The sequence below is a fragment of the Anianabacter salinae genome, from assembly GCF_019061145.1.
GTDB lineage: Bacteria > Pseudomonadota > Alphaproteobacteria > Rhodobacterales > Rhodobacteraceae > Anianibacter > Anianibacter salinarum.
The window spans coordinates 726541-747714 of sequence record NZ_JAHQZS010000002.1 but is presented as its reverse complement, the minus strand read 5'-3'; the positions used below and the strand labels follow the sequence as shown (position 1 = coordinate 747714).

The 21174-nt window shown below is 69.1% G+C and carries 19 protein-coding genes; 13 read left to right on the top strand and 6 right to left on the bottom strand.

What is annotated here, in order from left to right; all coding sequences use genetic code 11:
- Window positions 1–16: 16 nt before the first annotated feature.
- The 3 genes from KTJ87_RS08255 to KTJ87_RS08245 are packed head-to-tail and all read left to right on the top strand — an operon-like array spanning window position 17 to window position 2534.
- Window positions 17–751, top strand: coding sequence for a 5-oxoprolinase subunit B family protein (locus tag KTJ87_RS08255; RefSeq protein WP_267138619.1), 735 nt, complete (start codon window positions 17–19; stop codon window positions 749–751).
- A complete protein-coding gene (locus tag KTJ87_RS08250; RefSeq protein ID WP_267138618.1) occupies window positions 748–1767 on the top strand; it encodes a 5-oxoprolinase subunit C family protein in 1020 nt (339 codons plus the stop codon). The genes KTJ87_RS08255 and KTJ87_RS08250 overlap by 4 nt, the downstream gene beginning before the upstream one ends.
- Window positions 1764–2534, top strand: a complete 771-nt coding sequence (locus KTJ87_RS08245) for a LamB/YcsF family protein (protein ID WP_267138617.1) — start codon at window positions 1764–1766, stop codon at window positions 2532–2534. The genes KTJ87_RS08250 and KTJ87_RS08245 overlap by 4 nt, the downstream gene beginning before the upstream one ends.
- Here KTJ87_RS08245 and KTJ87_RS08240 read toward each other — a convergent pair.
- The 3 genes from KTJ87_RS08240 to KTJ87_RS08230 are packed head-to-tail and all read right to left on the bottom strand — an operon-like array spanning window position 2531 to window position 7287.
- Window positions 2531–3757, bottom strand: a complete 1227-nt coding sequence (locus tag KTJ87_RS08240) for an HlyD family secretion protein (protein WP_267138616.1) — start codon at window positions 3755–3757, stop codon at window positions 2531–2533. The two genes, KTJ87_RS08245 and KTJ87_RS08240, sit on opposite strands and share 4 nt — an antisense overlap.
- Window positions 3754–5436: a type I secretion system permease/ATPase gene (locus tag KTJ87_RS08235; protein WP_267138615.1), complete on the bottom strand. Its 1683-nt coding sequence runs from the start codon at window positions 5434–5436 to the stop codon at window positions 3754–3756. Before KTJ87_RS08235 ends, KTJ87_RS08240 begins: the two co-directional genes overlap by 4 nt.
- Window positions 5437–5490: 54 nt before the next feature.
- Window positions 5491–7287, bottom strand: coding sequence for an aminopeptidase P family protein (locus tag KTJ87_RS08230; protein WP_267138614.1), 1797 nt, complete (start codon window positions 7285–7287; stop codon window positions 5491–5493).
- 142 nt (window positions 7288–7429) lie between these two features.
- On the opposite strand from KTJ87_RS08230, the gene KTJ87_RS08225 reads away from it, so the two are divergent.
- The 4 genes from KTJ87_RS08225 to KTJ87_RS08210 all read left to right on the top strand — a co-directional run bounded on the left by KTJ87_RS08225 (window position 7430) and on the right by KTJ87_RS08210 (window position 11752).
- Window positions 7430–8710, top strand: coding sequence for a hypothetical protein (locus KTJ87_RS08225; protein ID WP_267138613.1), 1281 nt, complete (start codon window positions 7430–7432; stop codon window positions 8708–8710).
- A gap of 211 nt (window positions 8711–8921) precedes the next feature.
- Window positions 8922–9734 (top strand): acyl-ACP--UDP-N-acetylglucosamine O-acyltransferase, encoded by an 813-nt coding sequence (gene lpxA, locus KTJ87_RS08220; protein ID WP_267138612.1) that lies wholly within the window; start codon window positions 8922–8924, stop codon window positions 9732–9734.
- Window positions 9735–9738: 4 nt separating this feature from the next.
- The gene (lpxD, locus tag KTJ87_RS08215) at window positions 9739–10797 is read left to right on the top strand and encodes a UDP-3-O-(3-hydroxymyristoyl)glucosamine N-acyltransferase (RefSeq protein WP_267138611.1); all 1059 of its coding nucleotides are present in this window, start codon (window positions 9739–9741) and stop codon (window positions 10795–10797) included.
- 4 nt (window positions 10798–10801) lie between these two features.
- Window positions 10802–11752 carry an NAD-dependent epimerase/dehydratase family protein gene (locus KTJ87_RS08210; protein ID WP_267138610.1) on the top strand — a complete coding sequence of 317 codons (951 nt, stop codon included), beginning with the start codon at window positions 10802–10804 and terminating at the stop codon, window positions 11750–11752.
- Between the two features lie 79 nt (window positions 11753–11831).
- Here KTJ87_RS08210 and KTJ87_RS08205 read toward each other — a convergent pair whose 3' ends face one another.
- The 3 genes from KTJ87_RS08205 to KTJ87_RS08195 form a co-directional block, all read right to left on the bottom strand.
- Window positions 11832–12710 carry a glycosyltransferase family 2 protein gene (locus KTJ87_RS08205; RefSeq protein WP_267138609.1) on the bottom strand — a complete coding sequence of 293 codons (879 nt, stop codon included), beginning with the start codon at window positions 12708–12710 and terminating at the stop codon, window positions 11832–11834.
- Window positions 12710–13825 carry a DegT/DnrJ/EryC1/StrS family aminotransferase gene (locus KTJ87_RS08200; RefSeq protein ID WP_267138608.1) on the bottom strand — a complete coding sequence of 372 codons (1116 nt, stop codon included), beginning with the start codon at window positions 13823–13825 and terminating at the stop codon, window positions 12710–12712. Before KTJ87_RS08200 ends, KTJ87_RS08205 begins: the two co-directional genes overlap by 1 nt.
- A 90-nt stretch (window positions 13826–13915) precedes the next feature.
- Window positions 13916–14941, bottom strand: a complete 1026-nt coding sequence (locus KTJ87_RS08195) for a Gfo/Idh/MocA family protein (protein ID WP_267138607.1) — start codon at window positions 14939–14941, stop codon at window positions 13916–13918.
- A 251-nt stretch (window positions 14942–15192) separates the two neighbouring features.
- Here KTJ87_RS08195 and KTJ87_RS08190 point away from each other — a divergent pair, with 251 nt between their 5' ends.
- The 6 genes from KTJ87_RS08190 to KTJ87_RS08165 all read left to right on the top strand — a co-directional run bounded on the left by KTJ87_RS08190 (window position 15193) and on the right by KTJ87_RS08165 (window position 21172).
- Entirely contained in the window at window positions 15193–16308 is a 1116-nt protein-coding gene (locus tag KTJ87_RS08190) for an LptF/LptG family permease (protein WP_267138606.1), read from the top strand.
- Complete coding sequence (locus KTJ87_RS08185; RefSeq protein WP_267138605.1) at window positions 16305–17453, top strand: LptF/LptG family permease; 1149 nt, start codon at window positions 16305–16307, stop codon at window positions 17451–17453. The genes KTJ87_RS08190 and KTJ87_RS08185 overlap by 4 nt, the downstream gene beginning before the upstream one ends.
- A gap of 63 nt (window positions 17454–17516) precedes the next feature.
- Window positions 17517–18299: a DUF2334 domain-containing protein gene (locus KTJ87_RS08180; RefSeq protein WP_267138604.1), complete on the top strand. Its 783-nt coding sequence runs from the start codon at window positions 17517–17519 to the stop codon at window positions 18297–18299.
- Window positions 18296–19459, top strand: coding sequence for a lipid-A-disaccharide synthase-related protein (locus tag KTJ87_RS08175; protein ID WP_267138603.1), 1164 nt, complete (start codon window positions 18296–18298; stop codon window positions 19457–19459). Before KTJ87_RS08180 ends, KTJ87_RS08175 begins: the two co-directional genes overlap by 4 nt.
- Window positions 19456–20439: a glycosyltransferase gene (locus tag KTJ87_RS08170; RefSeq protein ID WP_267138602.1), complete on the top strand. Its 984-nt coding sequence runs from the start codon at window positions 19456–19458 to the stop codon at window positions 20437–20439. The genes KTJ87_RS08175 and KTJ87_RS08170 overlap by 4 nt, the downstream gene beginning before the upstream one ends.
- Window positions 20429–21172 carry a hypothetical protein gene (locus tag KTJ87_RS08165; protein WP_267138601.1) on the top strand — a complete coding sequence of 248 codons (744 nt, stop codon included), beginning with the start codon at window positions 20429–20431 and terminating at the stop codon, window positions 21170–21172. Before KTJ87_RS08170 ends, KTJ87_RS08165 begins: the two co-directional genes overlap by 11 nt.
- The last annotated feature ends 2 nt before the right edge of the window (window positions 21173–21174 follow it).

Here is a 21174-nt window from a genome sequence, read left to right as displayed (position 1 = left end):
GCGCCACCAATCGAGCATGAGGTCCGCCACGCTTCGCCCCCTTGGCCCCGACGGCTGGCTTGTCAGCTTTGCGACGGCCTTTGAAGACGCCGCCAACCGCGCGGCGCTTGCGTTCCGCGCCGCGATCGACGCCGAAGGCTGGCCCGAGGTGTCCGAGACATCCTCGTCGCTGGTCTCTGCCTTCGTTCGCTTCGATCCGTTGGCCAGGGGTGCCGAGACGCTGGAGGATCGGTTGCAGAACCTCTTGTCCAGCCGGGACTGGAGCGCGGCAGACTTGCCGCCGGGCCGCCGCCTGTGGCGCCTTCCGGTCGTCTGGGGCGGCGATCTGGCGCCTGGGCTGGCAGAGGCGGCCGAAGCGGCGGGCTTGTCCGAAGAAGACGCCGCCGCGGCCCTGTCACAGGCGCGGCTGCGGGTCCTGACACTCGGCTTCGCGCCGGGGCAGCCCTATCTCGGCACGCTGCCGCCCGCCTTCGATCTGCCGCGCCAGACCCGGCTGACGCCCCGCGTGCCCGAGGGGGCGCTGGTGCTTGCGGTGCGGCAACTGACCCTGTTCGCACGGCCCGGCCAGACCGGCTGGCGCCATGTCGGCCAGACGGCGTTCCGAGTGTTCCGTCCCGAGGCGGAGGACCCATTTCCGCTGTCCGCTGGCGACGAGATCGCCTTTGACCCTGTGTCGCCGGACGCACTGGGCGAGATCCGGCGCGCCGACAGCACCGGCAACGGCGGCGCCCGCGTGGAGGAGATCGCGTGACGGCCCTCATCGTCCAGCGCGCGGGCCCCGCGACAACCGTGCAGGACCTTGGACGTCCGGGCATGATCGCCAAGGGGCTGTCGCGCGGCGGGGCGGTGGATGTACTTGCACTGCACGAGGGTGCGGCGCTGCTGGGGCAGGGGCCGGACCTTGCCGCGCTTGAAATGGCCGGAGCGGGCGGCACGTTTCGCGCGGACGGCGATCTGCGCATTGCCATGACCGGCGCGCGGATGGACGCGGCGCTGGATGGCCGTGCGCTGACATGGAACGCCTCTCACGCCATGCCGCACGGGGCCGAGTTGCGGATCGGCGCGGCGCGGGCAGGGCGATATGGCTACCTTCATGTCGGCGGCGGCATCGCCACGGAGCCGGTGCTGGGCGCCCGTGCAGTGCATCTGGCGGCCGGGATAGGGCGGGTGCTGGAGGATGGCGACAGCCTTCAGGTCGGTCCCGATCCCGGTGGAGCGATCGGCCTGACGCTGGAGATTGCAGACCGCCTGACGGGCGGCGCGCTGCGCCTGTTCGAGACTGCGCAGACCGGGCTGTTCCCGGACGTGGCGCTTCGCCGCTTCGCCGAAACCATCTTTCGCACCGACGTGCGCGCCAATCGGCAGGGTGCGCGGCTGGTGGGCGAGGGCGGCGACCTCGATACCGGCGGGCTCTTGTCGCTGCCATCCGAAATCGTGTTGCCTGGCGACATCCAGATCACCGGCGACGGCACGCCCTTTGTGCTGCTGGCCGAATGCCAGGCGACGGGCGGCTACCCCCGTATCGCCCGCGTGCTGGAGCCCGATCTGCCACGCGTGGCACAGGCCGGTCCGGATGCGCCGCTGCGCCTGCGCTGGATCGACCGGGACGAGACGCTGACCGCGCTGACGAGTTGGTGCAGGCATCTGGCAGCTTTGCCCCGCGCGCCCCGTCCATTGATCCGCGATCCGGCTGCGATGGCCGATCTTCTGTCCTATTCCCTCGTCGGCGGCGTGGTGTCGGCGACCGATCCTGAAGGTGCACCATGACCCTGACCATCGATCTCAACTCCGATATGGGCGAGGCGTTCGGCCCCTGGCAAATGGGCGAGGACAGCACGCTTCTGGATATAGTCACCTCTGCCAACATCGCCTGCGGTTTTCACGCGGGCGATCCCGACGTGATGGCGCAGGTGATGGCAGAGGCCGCCGCGCGCGGGGTCGGCATCGGCGCGCATCCCGGCTTTGCGGACCTGCAGGGCTTCGGGCGGCGGCGGATGGACGTTCCGGGCGACAGTCTTGGCAATCTTGTGCGTTATCAGCTTGGCGCGGCGCAGGGCATGGCCCGCGCGGCGGGCGGCCGTGTGCGCCATCTCAAGCTGCACGGCGCGCTGTCGAACATGACGTCCGAGGATGCCGGGATGGCGCGCAGCTGTTATTCCGCCGCGCTGGATCTGGACCCGGACCTGATCGTGGTGGTGCTGGCGGGCACCGCGCAAGAGACCGCAGTGCGCGCGCTGGGATGTCGCTGGGCCGGAGAGATCTTTGCCGACCGCGCCTACAACGATGACGCGACGCTGGTGGACCGGCGGCTGCCCGGCGCGGTGATCCATGACACGGACGATGCGGCGCGGCGCATCACGGCGATGTTGCGGGACGGCGCGATCCATACCGCGAGCGGCGGGCGCATTCCTGCCGCCATCGACACCGTCTGCGTGCATGGCGACACGCCCGAGGCGGTGGGGCTGGCGAGGGGTCTGCGCGCCGCGTTGATCGAGGCGGGGATTACCGTCGCGCAGATGGAAGGGCGCCGCTAGTCCGGCGCGGCACGGGCCAGTGCCGACGTGATGGGGGACAGCAGCAGCGCCAGCGCGGTGGCGTGGCCGGTGGGCGCGACCAGCGTGACGGGCTGGCCGGGGGCCAGCGCCCCCTGATCGACGTGCGCCTCGATCCGGTAGGCGGGCGGAGCACCGGCTGCCATCGGTTGCACGTCGGGCGAGATCCAGCGGATGCGGCCCGTCAGTGTCGGGGCCGGTCCGGCGGAGGCGTCGACCCTGATCCGCACCGGGCCGCCGACGTCCAGCCCTTCACGCTGCTGCGGGGGCAGGGCGGCGGCGATCAGGACAGGCCCGTTCGGCACGATCCGCAACAGCGCTGCGCCGGGATGCGCCAGATCGCCCGGCGCCGCGCTTAGCGCGTCGATGGTGCCGCTGACGGGTGCCCGCAGGATCAGGGCAGCGCGCTGACGGTCGATCTCGGCAAGGGCGGCGCGCGCGGCGGCAAGGGCAGGCGTCAGCGCGGCGGTCTGCTCGGCCAACTCCTCGGCAAGGCGGTCGTCAAGCTGCGCCTGCTCTGTGCGCAGGGCGTTCTCGGTCGCGGCCAGATCGGCGCGCCGGGCGTGCAGGGCCGCCGCCGAGCCATCGCTGCGGGCCAGCGCGACTTCAAGCCCCGCCCGTCGCTCGTCTAGGGCGAGCCCCTGCGCCGCAAGCCGCGCTTGCCGCGCAAGCTCGCCCCGCAGAAGCGTTCGCTCGGCGGCAAGGGCGCGGTCTTCGGCGGCAAGGGCGGTGCGCTGACGCTCCAGCGTTTCGGTGCGGGCGACAAGGGCGGCACGCATGGTGTCCCGCGCCGTGATCCGGGCAGACAAAAGCGTCGCCTCGTGCGTTGCGGCAGCAGAGCCGGGTACATCGGGCGGGGCGGTGCCCCGTGCCTCGGCGGCGATGCGCGCCAGCCGGGCGGATAGTGCGTCGATCTCGGCGAGGGCAGAGGCGCGCCTTGCCGTCAGCCCCCCTGCGTCGAGCCGGATCAACACATCTCCGGCGCGGACGCTGTCGCCATTGGCCACCAGCACCCGCGCGATGCGGCCCGGTGCATCTGGCAGAAGCTCTGCCGCCGGACGCGCCGTCTCGGCGCGCGCGGGCAGGACCACAGCGGTCGAGAGCGGCACCAGAGCGCCGAACAACGCGGCACCCAGGACCAGCAACGCCGTTGCCAGAAGCCCCAGCCGCAACGGGCCACGCGCGGCGGGTTCGGCACTGGTCATGCGCTGCGGGCACTGGCGGAGGGGGCGCGCGCGAGCGCCTCAAGCACCTCGGCGCGGAGACCGGCCAGGCGGACGCGGCCCGCTTCAAGGCAGATCAGCCGGTCGCAGAGCGCGATGATCTCGGGGCGGTGGGCGGCGACGACGGTGGCCGCGCCCCACCAGCGGGCGGTCTGGATCGCGCTGAGGATGGCGGAGATGCCCGCGCCGTCGGCATGCGCCTCGGGCTCGTCCAGAAGCAGAACGGCAGGCTGGCCACAAAGCGCGCGGGCCAGCCCCAGGCGGCGCAACTGGCCCCCGGGCAGCGGCTCACCCGCAGCACCAAGGATCGTGTCATAACCACCCGGTAAGCGCTGGATGGCATCGTGCAGGCCCGCCGCCAGCGCCGCCTCGGTCACGGCGCCGATTTCCGGCTCCTCTGCCAGCCGCGCGATGAAGCGGGCGATGGAAACGGGGTGCGCGCGCAGGGTTTGCGGCAGATAGCCCGCTGATCCCGTGGGTCCGTTTCCCAGCCGCACCGAGCCGTGCTGTGGCGGCCAGACCCCGGCCAGCCCGCGCAGAAGCGCCGACTTTCCGCTGCCGGACGGGCCGATCAGGCCCAGCACCTCGCCCGGGGCGACCTGCAGGTCGACGCCGCGGACCAGGGGCATGCCGGGCGGACCGGTCCAGAGATCGGCGGCGACAAGGCTCGCCGGGGCATCACGCACACCGGGTCTGGCGCCCTCAAGGTCCGGCGTCGCCGCCAGCGTGCGGCCCAGACGTTCCCACCCCCGCAGGGCGCGCGCGGCGGTGGGCCAGCCCTGCACCAGCGTTTCCACCGGTGCCAGGCTCCGGCCCAGGAACAGGGCGATGGCAAAGATCACGCCCGGCGAAATCTCGGACCGGATCGCGAGCCACGCCCCAAGCCCGAGCGCGGCCGCCTGCAGGCCAAGCCGAAGGGTGCGCGACAGGCTGCCAAAGACCGCCGCCGCGTCATCGACGCGGGCGCGGGCGATGCGGGCCCGGGCCAGATCCCGGGACCATTCGGCGCGCCCGGGCGCGATCAGACCTGCACCCCACGCGCTGTCCGGGTCGGCGGCCAGCGCGTCATGACCAGCGCGGGCGCGCAAGCGCAGCGCTTCGGCCTCGATCTCGGCCCGCCCAAGCATCGCCCGGCGCTGCACCGTGACCGCGATCAGCAGGGCGGCGCCAAAGGTCGCCAGCATCCCCAGCGCCGGATCGATCCAGAACAGCATGAGCGCGAACAGAAGGGTAAACGGCAGATCGAAGACCACCGTCGCCACGGGGGCCGAGAACACCGCCGCCAGCGCCTCAAGATCGTCAAGCGGGCGGGCAGCGGGCGCGGCGCCCAGACCAAGCCGCGCCTGCGTCATTCCCGCGTCGAAGCAGCGCGCGGCAAGCCCGGCCTCGACCCGCGCACCCGCCCGCACCAGAAGCTGGGCGCGCGCGATGTCCGCGATGGTCATGACCATGTAGAGAAACAGCATCAGGCCGGTCAGCGCGACCAGCGTCTCGACCGAGCCTGCGGGAAGCGCGCGATCGTAAACCTCGATCATGTAGACCGGGCCGGTCAGCATCAGAAGATTGCCGATGACGCTCAGCCAGCCGGCCGCGACCAGAAGCGGCAGCGCGGGGCGCACCGCCTGCCACACCTCGCCGCGTGATCCCGTGCCGTCGTCCATGCCGCCCCCGGTCGTCATCGGGCCAAGGGTGGCGCAGAACCTCTCAAGACGGGGTTAAAGCGGGGCGGTTTCCGCTTGCAGGAAATCCAGCGCGTCACCGTCCAGCAGCGGCGCCAGCCGCGCGGCGACCTCGGCGTGATAGGCGTCGACCCAGCCGATGTCGTCCTGTGCCAGAAGCGCGGTGTCAATCAGGCGGCGGTCATAGGGCGCAAGGGTGAGCATCTCGAAGCCGTGCAGCGTGCGGTCGGCCAGCGGCGGCGCGTCCACCTCGCGCACGATGCCGAGGTTCTCGATGCGGATGCCGAAACCGCCCGCCTTGTAGAACCCCGGCTCGATCGAGACGATCATCCCGGGTTCCAGCGGGGTGCCGGTGCCGCGCGCGCTGATCGACTGCGGCCCTTCGTGGACGCCAAGGCAAGCGCCGACGCCGTGGCCGGTGCCGTGGTCGAAATCGACGCCGTCATCCCACAGGAACTGCCGCGCTACGGGATCGAGCTGCGCGCCGGTGACGCCTTTGGGGAACCGCTGACGGCAGAGCGCGACATGCCCGCGCAGGACTTGCGTATAGCGGCGGCGCATCTCGTCGGTGGGGGTGCCAAGGATCGTCGTGCGGGTCACATCGGTGGTGCCGTCCGCGTATTGCGCGCCGCTGTCGACGAGGTAGAGATCGCCGTCCCGCAGGGGTGCGGCGGTCGCCTCGGTCATCTGGTAATGCGCCTCGGCGGCATTGGCGGCGGTGGCCGAGATCGTCGGAAAGCTGAGAGAGCGGTATTCGGGCAGGGCCTGCCGGAAGCGCGCCAGTTTCTCTGCGGCCTCCCATTCGGTAAGATCGCCGGGTGCGGCTGTGCGCAGCCAGTGCAGGAACCGGGTCAGCGCCGCGCCGTCCCGCAGGTGCGCGGCGCGCATCCCGTCCAGTTCGGCCGCGTTCTTGCAGGCCTTCATCAGCATCACCGGATCACTGCCGATGTCCGGCTGCGCGCCCGCGCCCTCGACCAGCCGTTCCAGCGCGACCGTGGCGGTGGTCTTGTCCAGACGCACCGTCTTGCCGTGCAGGCCGCACAGCGTCTGCGGGAGGGCGTCCGGCGGCAGGATCGTCACCCCTTGCCGTTCCAGCGCCGCCCGGTCCTCTGGCGCCAGCTTGCCGTCCGCCAGCAGCAGCGTCGCTGTCCCGTCGGACCGCGTCACCGCGCGGCCGAACACCAGCGGTGTCATGCCGACATCGTCGCCGCGCAGATTGAACAGCCAGCACAGCGCATCGGGCGCCGAGGTCAGAAGCGCGTCCGCACGGTCCTTGCGCAGCGCCGCGCCGACGCGGGCCAGCTTGTCCGTCACCGTCTCGCCCGCCAGCGCCTCGGGGTGCGGCCGTGCGGGCGCATTCGGCTGGGCCGGGCGATCCGGCCAGATCGCATCGACGGGGTTCGCCTCCAGAGCCACCAGCGCGAGCCCTGCCGCATCCAGCTTGCGCCACAACTCGGCAATGTCCGCCGCGCGGTGCAGGGCGGGCACGAAGCCGACGCGCGCCTCGGCGGGCAGGGTGCCCGTCAGCCAGTCTGCCAGCGGCTCGGTCACGGAATGGCGCAGTGTCCAGACCGACAGGTCCAGCTGCCGCTTGGCCTGAATGGTGTAGCGCCCGTCGGTGAACAGCGCCGCGCTGTCTTGGGTGATCGCGCAGGTGGCCGCGCTGCCGGTAAAGCCCGACAGGAACCGCACCCTCTCGTCCGACGGCGGGACGTATTCGTTCTGGTATTCGTCCGCGCGCGGCACGATGAGCGCATCGACGCCGTGCTGCGTCATGGCGCGGCGCAAGGCGGCAAGGCGTTCGGCCAGATCGGAGGGCGGGGTATCGGGCAAGGCAGGCGTCCTTTCAGGCTGGCGCGTGCCCCGGACGCTAGCGGCGCAACAGGTGCTTCACAAGATGGCGGGCGGGGCTGTGCGGGCGGGGCAACTGGTTGTATTGCTTCTTCAGTCCGCGAGGTGTGCGGGGGCAGGAGTGATGGCGAACCTACGATCGAGGCTATGGGGTCTGGCCGCGCTGGCGCTGATATACGCCGCCGCTCCCGGACATGCCGCGCGCCTGACGGTGGCCGATCTGGCCGATGCGTTTCCCGCCTGCGCGCTCTTGCACCTGACCGAGGACGGCTATCCGGGCCTGCGCGGCCGATCCGAGCGCCCGCCCATCGTCACCCGCCTGTCGCTGCGCGCCTATGCGGACGCCGCTTTGCACCGCCCGCCCGTGCTGCACCTGCGCAACAGCCTGCCGCTGCACTGGTCCGGCGCCTCGTCGATCGAGGCGGAACGCGTCTACCGGCGGCTTGAACGGCTGATGCAGGACAAGGGATTTGCCGCAAACGAAGGCTACCGCTTTGCCGATGTGGCCGCGATGGCCCGCGCTGCCTATGCCCTTCGCGCGGCGCGGGACGGGGTGGGCCGCTGCGTCACGATCAAGTGGGGCAACAAGCAGCCCGACCTCTTCTTCGCGCCCTTGCCGGCGTCCGAACTGCAGCGCATCCGGGGCCTGTTCTCGGACACCGCCTTTGCCCGCTTCCGCGCCGAGTTCGCCGGGCGCCGCTGGCCGCTGGGACTGTCCGACCGAGAGGCGTTCGAGGTGCAGGCGCTGCGGCTGGCCAGCTTTCGGTTCGAGCTGAACTTCGAGATGCTCGACCGCGACCGGGGCGATTTCGCGGGCAATACGCAGGGCATCGTCGGAGGCACGGTCTGCACCGACGAGGCCGCGATCCAGGAGGGGTTCCTGCGCCAGGTGATCCTTGCGGACGGTCTTCTGACCCGGTTCCGGCTGAAGGCACCCGCGCAATTCGCGCAGCGCCGACCGCAGACCCGCCACGGCGGCGCGCTTGGCGCCGCGCTGCGCCGGATCAACGATGTCTATGAGTTGACCGACCATTTCGCGCCGGTCCTTGTCGGGACGCAGCGACCGGTCACGCTGGTGCTGGACAGCTGGGTCGAGGATGGCGGATTGCCGCCGCATATCGCCACCTACGACGACTGGATGGCCAAACGCGAATACGTCAACCTCGTGCCGCTGTTCCCGGCCCCCCTGAACCCGCATGACGCGGTGCTTGACCGGCGCGCCTTTGGCGCGGGCGGCGGCGTGGTGCGGGCGCATTCCGGGCAGCCTGCCTATGCCGCACTGCGGCAGGCGCTGGTGGCACGGTATTTCGGCGGGCATTGGCCAAAGCGCCAAAGCGATCCACGCAGTTTCGCCTTGACCGCAGGACAGGTCCAGTGGGCCGGAACCGATCATTTCGGGCGCTGAACGCCCGCAGGACGCGGCTTTCGCCGCAGCGTAGCGGGAGATTCTGGTTGCACCCGCAAGCCTCGACGCTTTATGTCCGCCTTTGAACCAGAAGTGAAACCAGCACACACCGTGCGTCCGACCGGAGACCGCGCTCGATCCCTTCACAGGCCACCGGAGGCCTTTTCGAGCGACAGGACCCGCAACGACCGACCGAGCCCGAGTATCCCGAATGTCCGTGACCGAGACAGCCGCACAGGCGGTCATCCACCCCACCGCCATTGTCGAAGACGGCGCCGAGATCGGTGCGGGGGTGTTCGTCGGGCCCTTCTGCGTGGTCGGGGCGAACGTGAAGCTCGCCGACCGGGTGGAACTGAAAAGCCACGTCGTGCTGGACGGCCACACCACCATCGGCAAGGACTCGGTCGTCTTTCCCTTCACCATGCTGGGCGCGGCGCCGCAGCACCTGCGCTATCAGGGCGAGCCGACCGAACTGATTATCGGCGAGAACGTCATCGTTCGCGAACAGGCCTCGATCCACCGCGGCACGCCGCTGGGCGGCGGCAAGACGGTGATCGGCAACCATTCCTACGTCATGGCCGCAAGCCACGTCGCACATGACTGCATCCTCGGTGAGCATGTGATCGTCGCGTCCAACGCCACGCTCGGCGGGCATGTCGTCGTCGGCGATCACGTCTTCATCGGCGGCCTTGCGGGCATCCACCAGTTCTGCCGGATCGGCAGCCATGCCTTCGTCGGCGGCGCCGCTGCGGTCAACATCGACGTGATCCCCTTCGGCTCTGCGCTGGGAAACCGTGCCAAGCTGGGCGGGCTGAACCTTGTGGGTCTCAAGCGGTCGGGCTTCAATCGCCAGACGATCAACGACATCCGCTCGGCCTATCGCGATCTGTTCACCGACGAGGACGACAGCTTCAAGGCGCGGGTAGAGCGCGTGGCGGAACGCTATGCGCATTCGCCCCAGGTGATGATGATCGTCGATTTCATCCGCGCGGATGCCAACCGCGCCGTGCTGGGCGCACGCTGACGGTATGGCCGACCCGCGGTTCTTTCCCGTGCCTGCGCCGCTGTCGCTGTCCGATATCGCGGTGCTGACCGGGGCGCAGCTTGTCACCGGCGCGGACCCCGCGCTGATGATCACCGGCTGCGCGCCGCTGAACCGCGCCAATGAGACCGAGATCGGGTTCCTGACCGGGCGCAAGAACTACGCCATGCTGGACGGCACCCGCGCGGGCGCCTGCCTTGTGACCGAAAGCATCGCCAGCGGTTATGCCGGGGCGTGCAACCTGCTGATCCACGAGGCGCCGCAGGCCGCCTATGCGGGCCTTGCCGCGCGGCTCTACCCCGCGCCGCGCCCGCGTCCCGGGATCGCCGCCACCGCCGTCGTCGATCCGGCAGCGCGGATCGGCACCGGGGTCGAGATCGGCCCGGGCTGCGTGATCGGCGCCGAGGCCGAGATCGGCGAGGGCAGCATCCTTGCCGCCAACGTGGTCATAGGCCCTGCCGTCAGGATCGGTGCTGGCGCGCGGATCGGGGCGGGCGTCTCGATCAGCCATGCGCTTGTCGGCGCGCGTATCACGATCCTGCCGAATGCCGCCATCGGCCAGGACGGGTTTGGCTACGTGCCGGGGCCCGCCGGGCTGACCGCGATGCCGCAGATCGGCCGCGTCCTGATCGGCGACGACGTCGACATCGGCGCACTGACCACGATCGACCGGGGGGCTGGCGACGACACGGTGATCGGCGACGGCACCAAGATCGACAACCAGGTCCAGATTGGCCACAACTGCCGCATCGGCCGTCACTGCGTCCTCGCGGCGCAGATCGGCCTGTCTGGCAGCGTCACGGTCGGCGACGGCACGATGATGGGCGGCAAGTCCGGCGCGTCCGAGCATGTCACCATCGGACGCGGCGTGCGGTTGGCTGCGGGCACCGGCGTGATCCGCGACATCCCCGATGGCGAGACCTGGGGCGGGCGCCCCGCGCGCCCGGTGCGCGACTGGCAGCGCGAGGTCGCGTTCCTGCGCAAGGCGTCTCGCACCGGCAACCGTGGTCCGGGCGACAAATCGAACCCCGGCCAGGACGACTGAACCCATGCGGATCTTCATCACCGGCGCGTCCGGCTGCGTCGGGCGCTATCTGGTCGAGGAATTCCTGACAGAGACCGCGCACGATCTGGTGCTTCTGGTGCGCGATGCGGGCAAGATGCCGGTCGCGCCCGAACATGCGGGCCGGGTCACGCTGATCGAGGGCGACCTGCGCGACCTTGACCGCATGACCCCGCACATGGACGGTGTCGATGTCGGCATTCTCGTCGCCACCGCCTGGGGCGGCGAGGACACCTACAAGGTCACCGTCGATGCCAACCTCGCCCTCGCGGATGCGCTGATCGCGGCGGGCTGCGGGCATGTGATGTTCTTCGGCACGGCCAGCGTTCTTGACGGCAAGGGCGGCATGCTCGCGGAGGCGGGCGAGATCGGCACCGACTACATCCGCGCCAAGTTCCAGCTTGTTCAGGCGATCGAAACCCGCGCTGCAAAGGCCCGGATCACCGGCCTCTACCCGACGCTCGTCTTCGGTGGGCGCGATGCGGACCCCGCGATCCGCTGGTCGCATTTCGCCAATCTTCTGGCCGAGGCGAAGCGCTGGACGGGGCTCTTGCGCTTCCTGTCCGCCGATGGCCTGTTCCACGTCATCCACGCCGCCGACATCGCCCGCGTCACCCGGCATCTGGCCGAACGTCCCGCGACGCCAGGGACCGAGCGGCTGGTTCTAGGCAACCCTGCCAAAACGGTGCGCGCCATGGTGGCCGCCTATTGCGGCGCGATGGGCCGCCGCGCGCTGCCGGTGCTGCGTCTGCGCCAAAGCTGGGTGCCTGCGCTGGCGCGCATCCTGCCGATCCAGCTTGCCGAATGGGACGCCTACTGCGCCCGCCACCCGGACCAAAGCCACGCAGGCGCCGTTAACCCGGCGAGCTACGGCCTGCCGGTCCACATGCCCGGCATCACCGACGGGTTGCGCGAGCTTGGTATCGCCCGCCCCTGAGGACCCTCGCGGCCCTCTTCCCATCTTTGGTCTACAAATACCTCCGGGGGGTCTGGGGGGCAGAGCCCCCCAGCCTTGGTCAGTCTCTGCGCCCCGCCGTGATCTCGGTGTGCAGCAGCACCAGCGCGCGCATCAACCCGCTCTTGGGTTCATACTCCCCCGCCTCGGCGCGGCGCGCCTTGTCGGGCAGCCCCAGAACCGCGCCCAGCCCGCCCGCTAGCGCACGGAACAGGCCAAGCTGCTTGGTCTGCAGCCCTACGCCAAAGCCTGGATGCTTGCGATAGAACAGCCCGCCGTTCGCGCCGCGCATCCGCTCGCGGCGGACCTTGTAGGCAAATGTCGTCTCGCGGCCCTGCGGCTTGAAGTGGTAGATCGGCGCGCGCGGCTCGAAACGGGGCTTCAGACCCAGCACCGACAGGCGGGCCCAGAGCTCTGGGTCTTCCCAGCCATAGACACGGAAAGCCTCGTCAAAGCCGCCGACGGCATCGAGATGCGCCCGCGCGATCGACGAGTTGCCACCCGGAAACGGGTTGAGGTGCCGGTGATGGCGTTTCACGGCGGGCGGGTCGGTCATGTCGGGCGGGGCCGCGACGTCGATGATCGGGCCAGTCACGACCGCCTTGGGATCGGCTGCGTGGTGGGCGAGGTGCAGGGACAGGTAGTCGGGCTTGATCAGGCTGTCATCGTCGACGAAGACGATGATCTCGCCCCGTGCCATCTCGAGCGCGCGGTTGCGCGCCGCGCCGGGGCCGCGGTTCTCGGGCAGCGCCTCGTAGCGCACGCTTGGGCCCTCGTGGCACGACATGACGGCATCGGTGTCCGCGTCGGGCCCGTCCGAGATCACGATCACCTCGAACGCGGCGTCACAGTCCTGCAAAAGAAACAGCGGGATCGAGATGTCCAGCACCTCGGCCCGCTGGTGGGTGGGCACGATGAAGCTGGCCGCGAGCCCTGACATCAGCCGTTGAAGCTGCGCACCGCCTCGATCACCTGCGCGACCTCGTCGTCGGTCATGTAGGGATGCGAGGGCAGGCACAGCAGTTCCGCCGAGAAGATGTCGGTGTTCGGCAATCCGCCCGGAGCGATCCGCGCGCCGTCATAGGCGGGCTGCGCGTGCACCGCCTGCTTGTAATACGGAACCGACGGCACGCCGTTGAGTTCAAGATGGCTCGCCAGCGCGTCGCGGTTGGCGGAGCGGATAACGTAGTAGGCCCAGCACGGCGCAACGCCTTCGGGGGCCACTGGCACCGCCACATGCCCGTCCATGCCTGCGGCATAGCGCTCTGCGATGGACCGGCGCTTGACCAACTCATCATCGAACACCGCCAGCTTGCACAGCAGGATCGCCGCCTGCAGCGAATCGAGCCGTGAATTGGTGCCGATATAGTGGTGCTGCCCGGCATAGACGCCGTGGTTCGCCATCGCCCGCGCCGCCTTTGCGATTTCGGGGTCATTGGTGAACATCGCGCCGCCATCGCCGTAGCCGCCCAGCGACTTCGACGGGTAAAAGCTGGTGCCTGCCGCATCCCCGAAGCGGCCCGCGCGGCCCGAAGGCGTCTCGGTGCCGAAGCTTTGCGCGGCGTCGATCAGCACCTTCATGCCGTGCTTGTCCGCAATGGCGCGCAGGGCGGTGTAGTCGGCGGGGATCGAGAACAGATCGACCGGCGCGACGGCGCGCGGCGTCAGCTTGCCCTCGGCGACGATCTCGTCGACGGCGGCGGTCAGGCTGGCGGGCGACATGCACCCCGTTTCAAGATCGACGTCCACGAAGACGGGCGTGGCGCCGATCAGCGACACCGCCTCGGCGGTGGCATAGTATGTGAGCGAGGGCACAAAGACGGCATCCCCGGCGCCCGCGCCGATGGTGCGCATCAGGATCTGCAGCGCGTCGGTGCCGTTGGCACAGGCGATGACATGCTCGACGCCGACATACTCGCGCAGCTGCTCTTCCAGTTCGGCGACTTCGGGGCCGTTGATGAAACGCCCGTGGTCGAGCACGGCCAGAACGGATTCGGTCAGTCCCGGCTCCATCGCCGCGCGCTGACGCTCGATATCCAGCATCTTGATTGTCACTTGCGACACCTGTCGAAAAATTGCTGCCTCAAGGCTGTCTATCCGCCTTCGGCGCGCTTCACCAGTGGTCGGGGGCGCGGCGGTGCGCGCCTATTCGCCGGCCTGCACGAAGGACCGGATCGAGGGTGCAAGACGCTCGCGCTGCGGCGCGACCCCGGCCAGCACGCGCAGCACGTCGAGCCCTTCCCGCACGCTGGCCTTGGGAACCAGCCCGTGCTGGGCACAGTGCAGGAAATGTTCCAGCTCGGACGTCAGCGGCAGCTTTTCGGACGTCTCGACATACTCGGCTTCAGCCGATTCGAACTTGATCGCCTCGCCTTCCTGCCAGATGCGGTGATTGTAGATCGCCAGCTTCTTGCCCGGGTCCTGCAGGTCGTCGAACACCGCCATCGCCTTGTCGCCGATCACGGTGAACTTGCGGTCGCGGTGCGGCGCCAGCCGCGAGATGAAGGTGTGCGACCGCGCGCCGGACGGAAACGCCATGTGCAGGTGCGCGAAATCGGGCGCGTCGGTAATCATGGCGACACCTTCAAGATGCGTCGTCTCGGGCAATTCCTTGGTGATTGCGAACAGCAGCGACAGATCATGCGGCGCGATATCCCACAGCGCATCCGTCTGCGAAAAGAACTTACCCAGCCCGATGCGCGTCGAATAGACGTACTTCACTCGGCCCAGCGCGCCGCTTTCCACCGTCTTTTCCAGGGCTTCAAAGGCGGGGTGAAAGCGCAATACATGGCCCGTCATCGCCACGACGCCGGTGCGTTCGGCGGTGGCCACGATGGCCTCGGCGCCGTCGATTTCCAGCGCCATCGGCTTTTCGACCAGCACATGCTTGCCCGCGTCCATCACCTTGAGAGCGGTCTCGACATGGCGGTCGGCGGGCAGGGCAAGAACGACGGCCTGAATGTCCGGTGAGGCGATCATCTCCTCGGGGGTCAGGCCCGCGACACCGAATTCCGCCGCGAAGGCAGCCGCACGCTCGGGGTTGGCATCGGCGACGGCGGCCAGCACGCCTAGCGATTTGAGGGTCCGGATATGGTTCTTGCCCCAGTCGCCGCAGCCGATCACGCCCGCCTTCAGCGTCAGGCGCTCGTCGAGTCGGATCGGGTCTGCCATGGTATTGCGCCTTTCAGCGGAGCTGTCTGTCTGCCGCGCGACTTAGCGAAACCGCTCCTGCAGGAAAACCCTACAAGCGGTGAATATTGTCGCACAAGGAGTTTTTACCCAGATATGGGGGGGCGGCAGGTCGCCGCCACAAGATGCCTTGGCAGGATGTCGCGGGACGGGCGCCGCAAACCGTGACGCCATGCGACTTGGCACTGCCCCGGCTCCTGCGATAGACGGGATCAACCCGGACCGGACCGCATATGACCCTGATCCAGCGCCTCGTTTTCCGCAAGATCGCGGTGCAGACCGTTCTGGTCTTCGCCTTCGTTGGTGTCATCGTGACCACGACGCAGGTTCTCAACCAGCTGTTCCGTATGATCGACGCATCGTCCTCGATCTGGGTGGCGGCCCAGATCTACGTTTATTTCCTGCCGACGATCACCGTCACGGTGCTTCCGCTGGCGTTCCTGATCGCCTGCATCAACGTGTTCGACCAGGTCGACGATGACCGCGAAAGCATCGTGCTGACAGGGGCGGGCGCGCCGCCCCGGCTGCTTCTGGTGCCCGCCGGCCTTCTGGCGCTGATCGTGTCGGCGGCGGTCGTGACGCTGAGCCTGTTCATCGAGCCGCGCAGCGAACGCGCGTTGCAGACCACGTTCAACGAACTGACCTTTGACGCGCTCAAGATCATTGCGGGCGACGGCACGCTGCAACAGGTGATGCCCAGCCTGTTCGTGCGCGGCGGCGGCGTTACGCCCGAGGGCAATATCAACGGCATCTTCATCCTCGACCGGCGCAACCCGAACGAGGAAACCACCTATGTCGCCGAACGCGGCGTGTTTGTCGAAGAAGACGAGCGCACGCTTCTGAGGCTTGAGAACGGGTCGATCCAGATCCGCGCCTCGGGCGCCCGCGATGCCAACAAGATCCGCTTTGGCCGCTTCGTGGCAGACCCGGACGAGATGTTCGGGCGGACGGGCGGGGCATCCTATTCGGTGCGGCAAACCCTGACCTCGACCTTGGTGCAGGGCGTGCTGAACCCCGGAACCACGGGGCTGGCGCCGCCGACGCTGGTCAAGGAACTGGTGCGCCGGACCAGCGAATGGCTGTATCCGGTGCTGTTCTTCGGCATATGCGCCTTCCTGATGATGCGAAGCCGGTTCTCGCGCGGCTCGATGCGCTGGAGGCTGCCGGTGGCTGTGCTGATCGGCTTTGCCTTCAAGGCGGTCGGCCTGACGGTGATCGGCGGCGCGCCCGGCAGCGCCGCCTTCATCGCCGCCGCCTACCTGTTGCCGGTCCTCGGGGCGATCGTGTTCCTGATCGCGGGCCTGCGCCACGCGACGCAGGCACGGCGCAGCAGGCGGAGCGCGGCATGAGGGGACGGCTGATCTGGCGCTACCTGTTCGGGCAGCACACGCGACTGGCGTTTCTGGTGCTTGGCTGCCTGTTCGTGATCGTGCTGCTGTCGCAATTCTCGAACTACTCGCAATACCAAAGCCAGATCGAGGGCTGGGGCTTCGCGCAGACGCTGATGATCTCGGTGCTGCGCACGCCGTTGCTGCTGCAGGCGATCCTGCCGCACACGATCCTTGTGTCGGCGGCGCTGACCATAGCGATGGCCTGCCGCCGTCTTGAGGTCGCGGTGCTGATGCAGAACGGGTTTGCGCCGACGCAGCTTATCCTGCCGACGATCCTGTCGGCGGCGGCGATCGGTCTTTTCGCGGCGCTGGTGTTCAATCCGCTGGCCGTGGCCGGGCACAACCTGTCGGAACAGGCGATCCGCACGCTGACCGGCGGCGGTGCGGTGTCGCTGCGCAAGAACCCGCGCGAAGTCTACATCCGCGAGGACGGCGGAGCGATCTATGTCCTCATCGACGATGTGGTGGACTCTGCGGCGGTGCTGGACGGCGTGACCTATTATGCGGTCGACGGCGTCCATGTGCTGCAACGCACGCTCGAGGCCGAGCGGGCAGTGCGCGTCGGCACGGATACCTGGCAGCTTGAGGACGCGGTCGAATTGTACCGCGCGCCCGGGCTTGAAGACCTGCCGCCGCCCGAGGGGTTCCAGATCAACTTTGAAGAGCGCGCGCTTGACCGGCGCATCGACACCCGCGACCAGATCGGGATCTACGAGTTGCCCGACCGGATCCGGTTGTCGCGGATCGTCGGCGCGCAAGTCTACGAGCCGCAGTTCCGGCTGGCCTGGCTGATCGCGTTGCCCGCGCTTCTGGGAAGCCTGGGCTACCTGTCGGGGTCCATCGTGATCCGCCCCCTCCAGCGCGGCGGCTGGAAATACGACGCGGGCCTCGTGCTGCTGGCGGCGTTTGCGGTCTATACCGTGTCCACCGTGCTGGAGGCGCTGGCGATCCGGGGCGTGATCGGGCCGGTGACGGCGGTGTCCGTGGTGCCGTGCATTGCAGCCGTAACGTCGGCGGTCCTGATCTGGCTCAAGCGGGGCGGCAACCGCATTTTGCGCAGCCCGTTCGGCAAGCGGGCGCAGGCGATGCACCAGCCGCTTTAGCCGGTTTGCCACGCCCCGCTTGATGCTCTATCGAAGCGGCGTTCGATCCTTGCCGGAACCCCGATGACCGCCATGCAGTCCCAGCCGACGATCACGACCGCCAGAGCGCGGGGCGGCTGGCGCAAGCTGGTGCTGCCGGAGGTGCATGATATCTACCCCGGCATGACGCCCACGCCCGAGGATCTGGCGGCGATGTTTCCGAAGCGCGCGCAAGGCCTGATCGCGCTCAGCATCGTGCCGGACTGGCAGGGACGTGCCCCGATCGCCGACGCGCAGGGCTTTGCCGCGAAGATCGGCGCCTTGGGCGGCGCACGCGTGCTGCACGGGCTGACGCATTCGCTGGGGCCGTCCTGGATCGACTGGCTGGTCTATGGCCATGACAACCGGTCCGAGTTCCGTTCCCTGTCCGAGACTGAAGCACATGACCGGCTGACCAAGGGGATTGCGGCGTTCGAGACGACGTTCGGCGCGCGCCCCGACTGGTTCTGCGCCCCGCGCTGGCAGGAAAGTGCGGGCACGCTGGCTGCCCTGAAGGCGCTTGGCTTCGCTGGCACACTGTCGCGCACGCGGATCACCCGGTTCGGCGCGCCCGATGTTCCGCTGCCGACGCTCAATTTCGACGAGGGCGAGCGCAGCCTGCCCATCGCGCTGGCGATGACGCGGCGCAGGCGCGCGATTGCGCGGCTTCTGGCGTCCGAGGCGCCGTTTCGGCTAGTAATCCATCCGCATGACCTGCTCCATTCTGCGACCCGCGCGCAACTGGCCGCCTGCCTTGCGGCCCTGGACGCGGCGGGATGGGAATTCCTGTCGCTGGAGAGCACGCTGGCCCGCTGGGACGCGCAATGACCGGGCGGCTTCTGGTGGCCTCGAACGGCTATGGCGAGGACGGCATCGCCTGCCGGATCATCGACGCGTTGCAGGGCTTGCGCCCCGGCCTCGACATCACCGCATGGCCGATGGTCGGTTTCGGGCAGACCTATCTCGACCGGGGCATACCGGTAGAGGGGCCGACCAACACGCTGCCGTCCGAAGGGTTTGGAACCGTCAGCCTGCGCGCCTTCCTGCGCGACCTGCGGGCCGGGTTCATCGGCACCTACGCCCGGCAGTTGATCCACGCGCGGCGGCTGCGCGGCCGTTATGATCTGATGCTCGGCGTTGGCGACGTGGTGCCGCTGTTCGCGGCAAAGGCCGCCGCAACGCCGATGGTCTATGTCTCTTGCGCCAAATCCGCCTATTACGGCCCCGCAACCGACCATGACCGGCTGGACCGCTGGCTCATGCGTCAAAGCGCCGTCGCGGTGTTCCCGCGCGATGCTCTGACCGCCGAAGGGCTGCGCGCCCACGGGATCGACGCGACCGACGCGGGCAACCCGATGATGGACGGGCTGGAGCCTGCGGCGCGTCTGACCGATGCGAACGAGACCGGGATCGCCATGCTGGCCGGATCGCGCCGCGACGCCGCGCTGAACGCGAGCGATCTGCTGGCCGGGGCCGGTGCGCTGGCGGCGCGGCATGACCGTCCCCAGACGCTTCGGTTCCTGTTCGCTGCGGCTGCGGCGCTGGACGCGCAGGCCATCGCCTTGCCGGGTGGCTGGCGCGACGTGGACGGCGCGTCGCCCGATGGGCGGCGGATGATCCACGACAGCGGCGCCAAGGCGCGGATCGTCAAGGGCCGCTTCGCCGATGTGCTGGCGTCCTGCAAGATCGCGGCCGGAATGGCAGGCACCGCGAACGAGCAGGCGGTGGGCCTGGGCCTGCCGCTGGTGAACCTGCCGGGGCGCGGCAACCAGGGCGAAGCGTTCTGGCGGATGAAGTCGCGCTATTTCGGCGAGGCCGCGCTGAGCGTTCCGCGCGAAGCGGACGCCATGGCAAAGGCGATGCAGACGCTTCTGGGCGATGCGGCGCGGTGCGAGGCGATGGCGCGCGCGGGGCGCGAGCGTATGGGTCCGCCTGGAGCTTCGGCCCGGATCGCGCAGGACATCCTGTCGAGGCTGGACGCCGCATGACCGCACCGCTTCTGTCCTTCGTGGTCACGACCCACAACGAGGCCGCCGCGATCCGCGCCACGATCCTTGCGCTCGACGCGCAGACGGGGCTGCCGGGCGAGGCCGAGATCGTCATGGTCGACGACCGTTCGACCGACGGCACCATCGCCGAGGCAGAGGCCGCTGGCAGCACGCGGTTAAGCCTGTTCCGCAGCGCGCCCGACGCCGGATCGCCCCTGACGACGCGGCAACAGGCGCTTGATCTGGCGTTCCGCAAGGCGCGCGGCGAGATCGTGCTGACCGTGGATGCCGACAGCGACATCCCGCCGGACTGGGCCGCGCGGATGGTCGCGCCGATCCTGCAGGGCGGCCATGACGCGGTCGCTGGCCCCATCGGCTTTGCACCGCTGAAGGGGCCGCTTGCGCTTTGGCAGACGCTGGACGCCGCGCAATATCACCTGATCTCGCGGGCGGTGAACGGCATGGGCGCGGCCGGGGGCATCCTGTTCGGCAACTTCGCCTTCCGGCGCGACTGGTACACACGCGTCGGCGGGTTCGAGGCCCTTGGCTTTGCCTTGACCGAGGATCTGGCGTTCGGCAACGCGGTGCACGCGGCGGGCGCGGATATCGGCTATGCTGGGCCGGGCAGCCGGATCGACGTGCGCCCGGTGCCGTCGGCGGGCGCGCTGGTGCGCCGGACGTTGCGGATATCTTCCGGACCCGCCTCGACCCTGGCTGCGGTGTTGAGCGTCTGGACATTGTCGCTGCTGGTTCTCGTCCTTATGTCCCTCGTCCTTGCCCCGCTGTGGTGGCTGGCCGGCCTGCGGTATGTCGCGGGGATGGCGCTGCTGCTTTTCGCGGTCAAAGACAGGAAAGACCCGCGCCTGATGCTGTTCATCCCGCTCCACGAGCCGCTTGTGTATGTGCTTGGCGTCGCCGTGCTGTGGAGCCTTGCGCGCGGGGCGCGTGTCGGCTGGGGAGGGCAGAGCTATGGCCGCTAGACCCGCCCGCGCCGCCGCAGCAGACGCGATCATCCGGCCCTACCGCCCCGAGGACCGCGCCGCCGTGCGCGCCATCTGCTGCAAGACGGCGTTCCGCAACATGGGCGCCGCAAAGCTGTTCGAGGATGAAGAGCTGTTCGCTGATTTCGGCACGCTCTACTACACCGACCAGACGCCCGAGGAGATCCGGGTGGTCGAGAAGGACGGCGAGGTCATCGGCTATTTCTTTGGCGCGCCGGACCATGCGGCCCACCTGCGCGCGATGCGGCGCATCGTGCCGAGAATCGTGCTGACGGCGCTGTGGCGCTGGCTGCGCGGGCGCTACAAGCGGCCTCAGACGATGCGATACCTGCGGCACCTGGTGCTGAACGGCGGCAAGGAAGCGCCGCGCGTGGATTTCGCCCTATTTCCCGCGACGTATCATTGCAACATCACCCGCAAGGGGGCGGGCGGAAGGTATTACACGACGATGCTGCTCGACTACCTCGACCGGCTGGAGGCGCGGGGGATCACCGGAATCCACGGCTTCATCACCGAGCCCGAGGGCACCGGCATCTACCAGCGCTTCAGCGAGCAGCAGGACGCCGTGATCGAGGAATGGGATTTCCGCTCGACCGACCTTTTCAAGGTCGTGCTGGGCGACGACAGGCCGATGGTGAATCACGTCGCGGGCGCAACGATCCCCGAGTTCCGCAAGTTCGCGCTCTGGCTGCGCGATGTTAAGGGAATGTGACC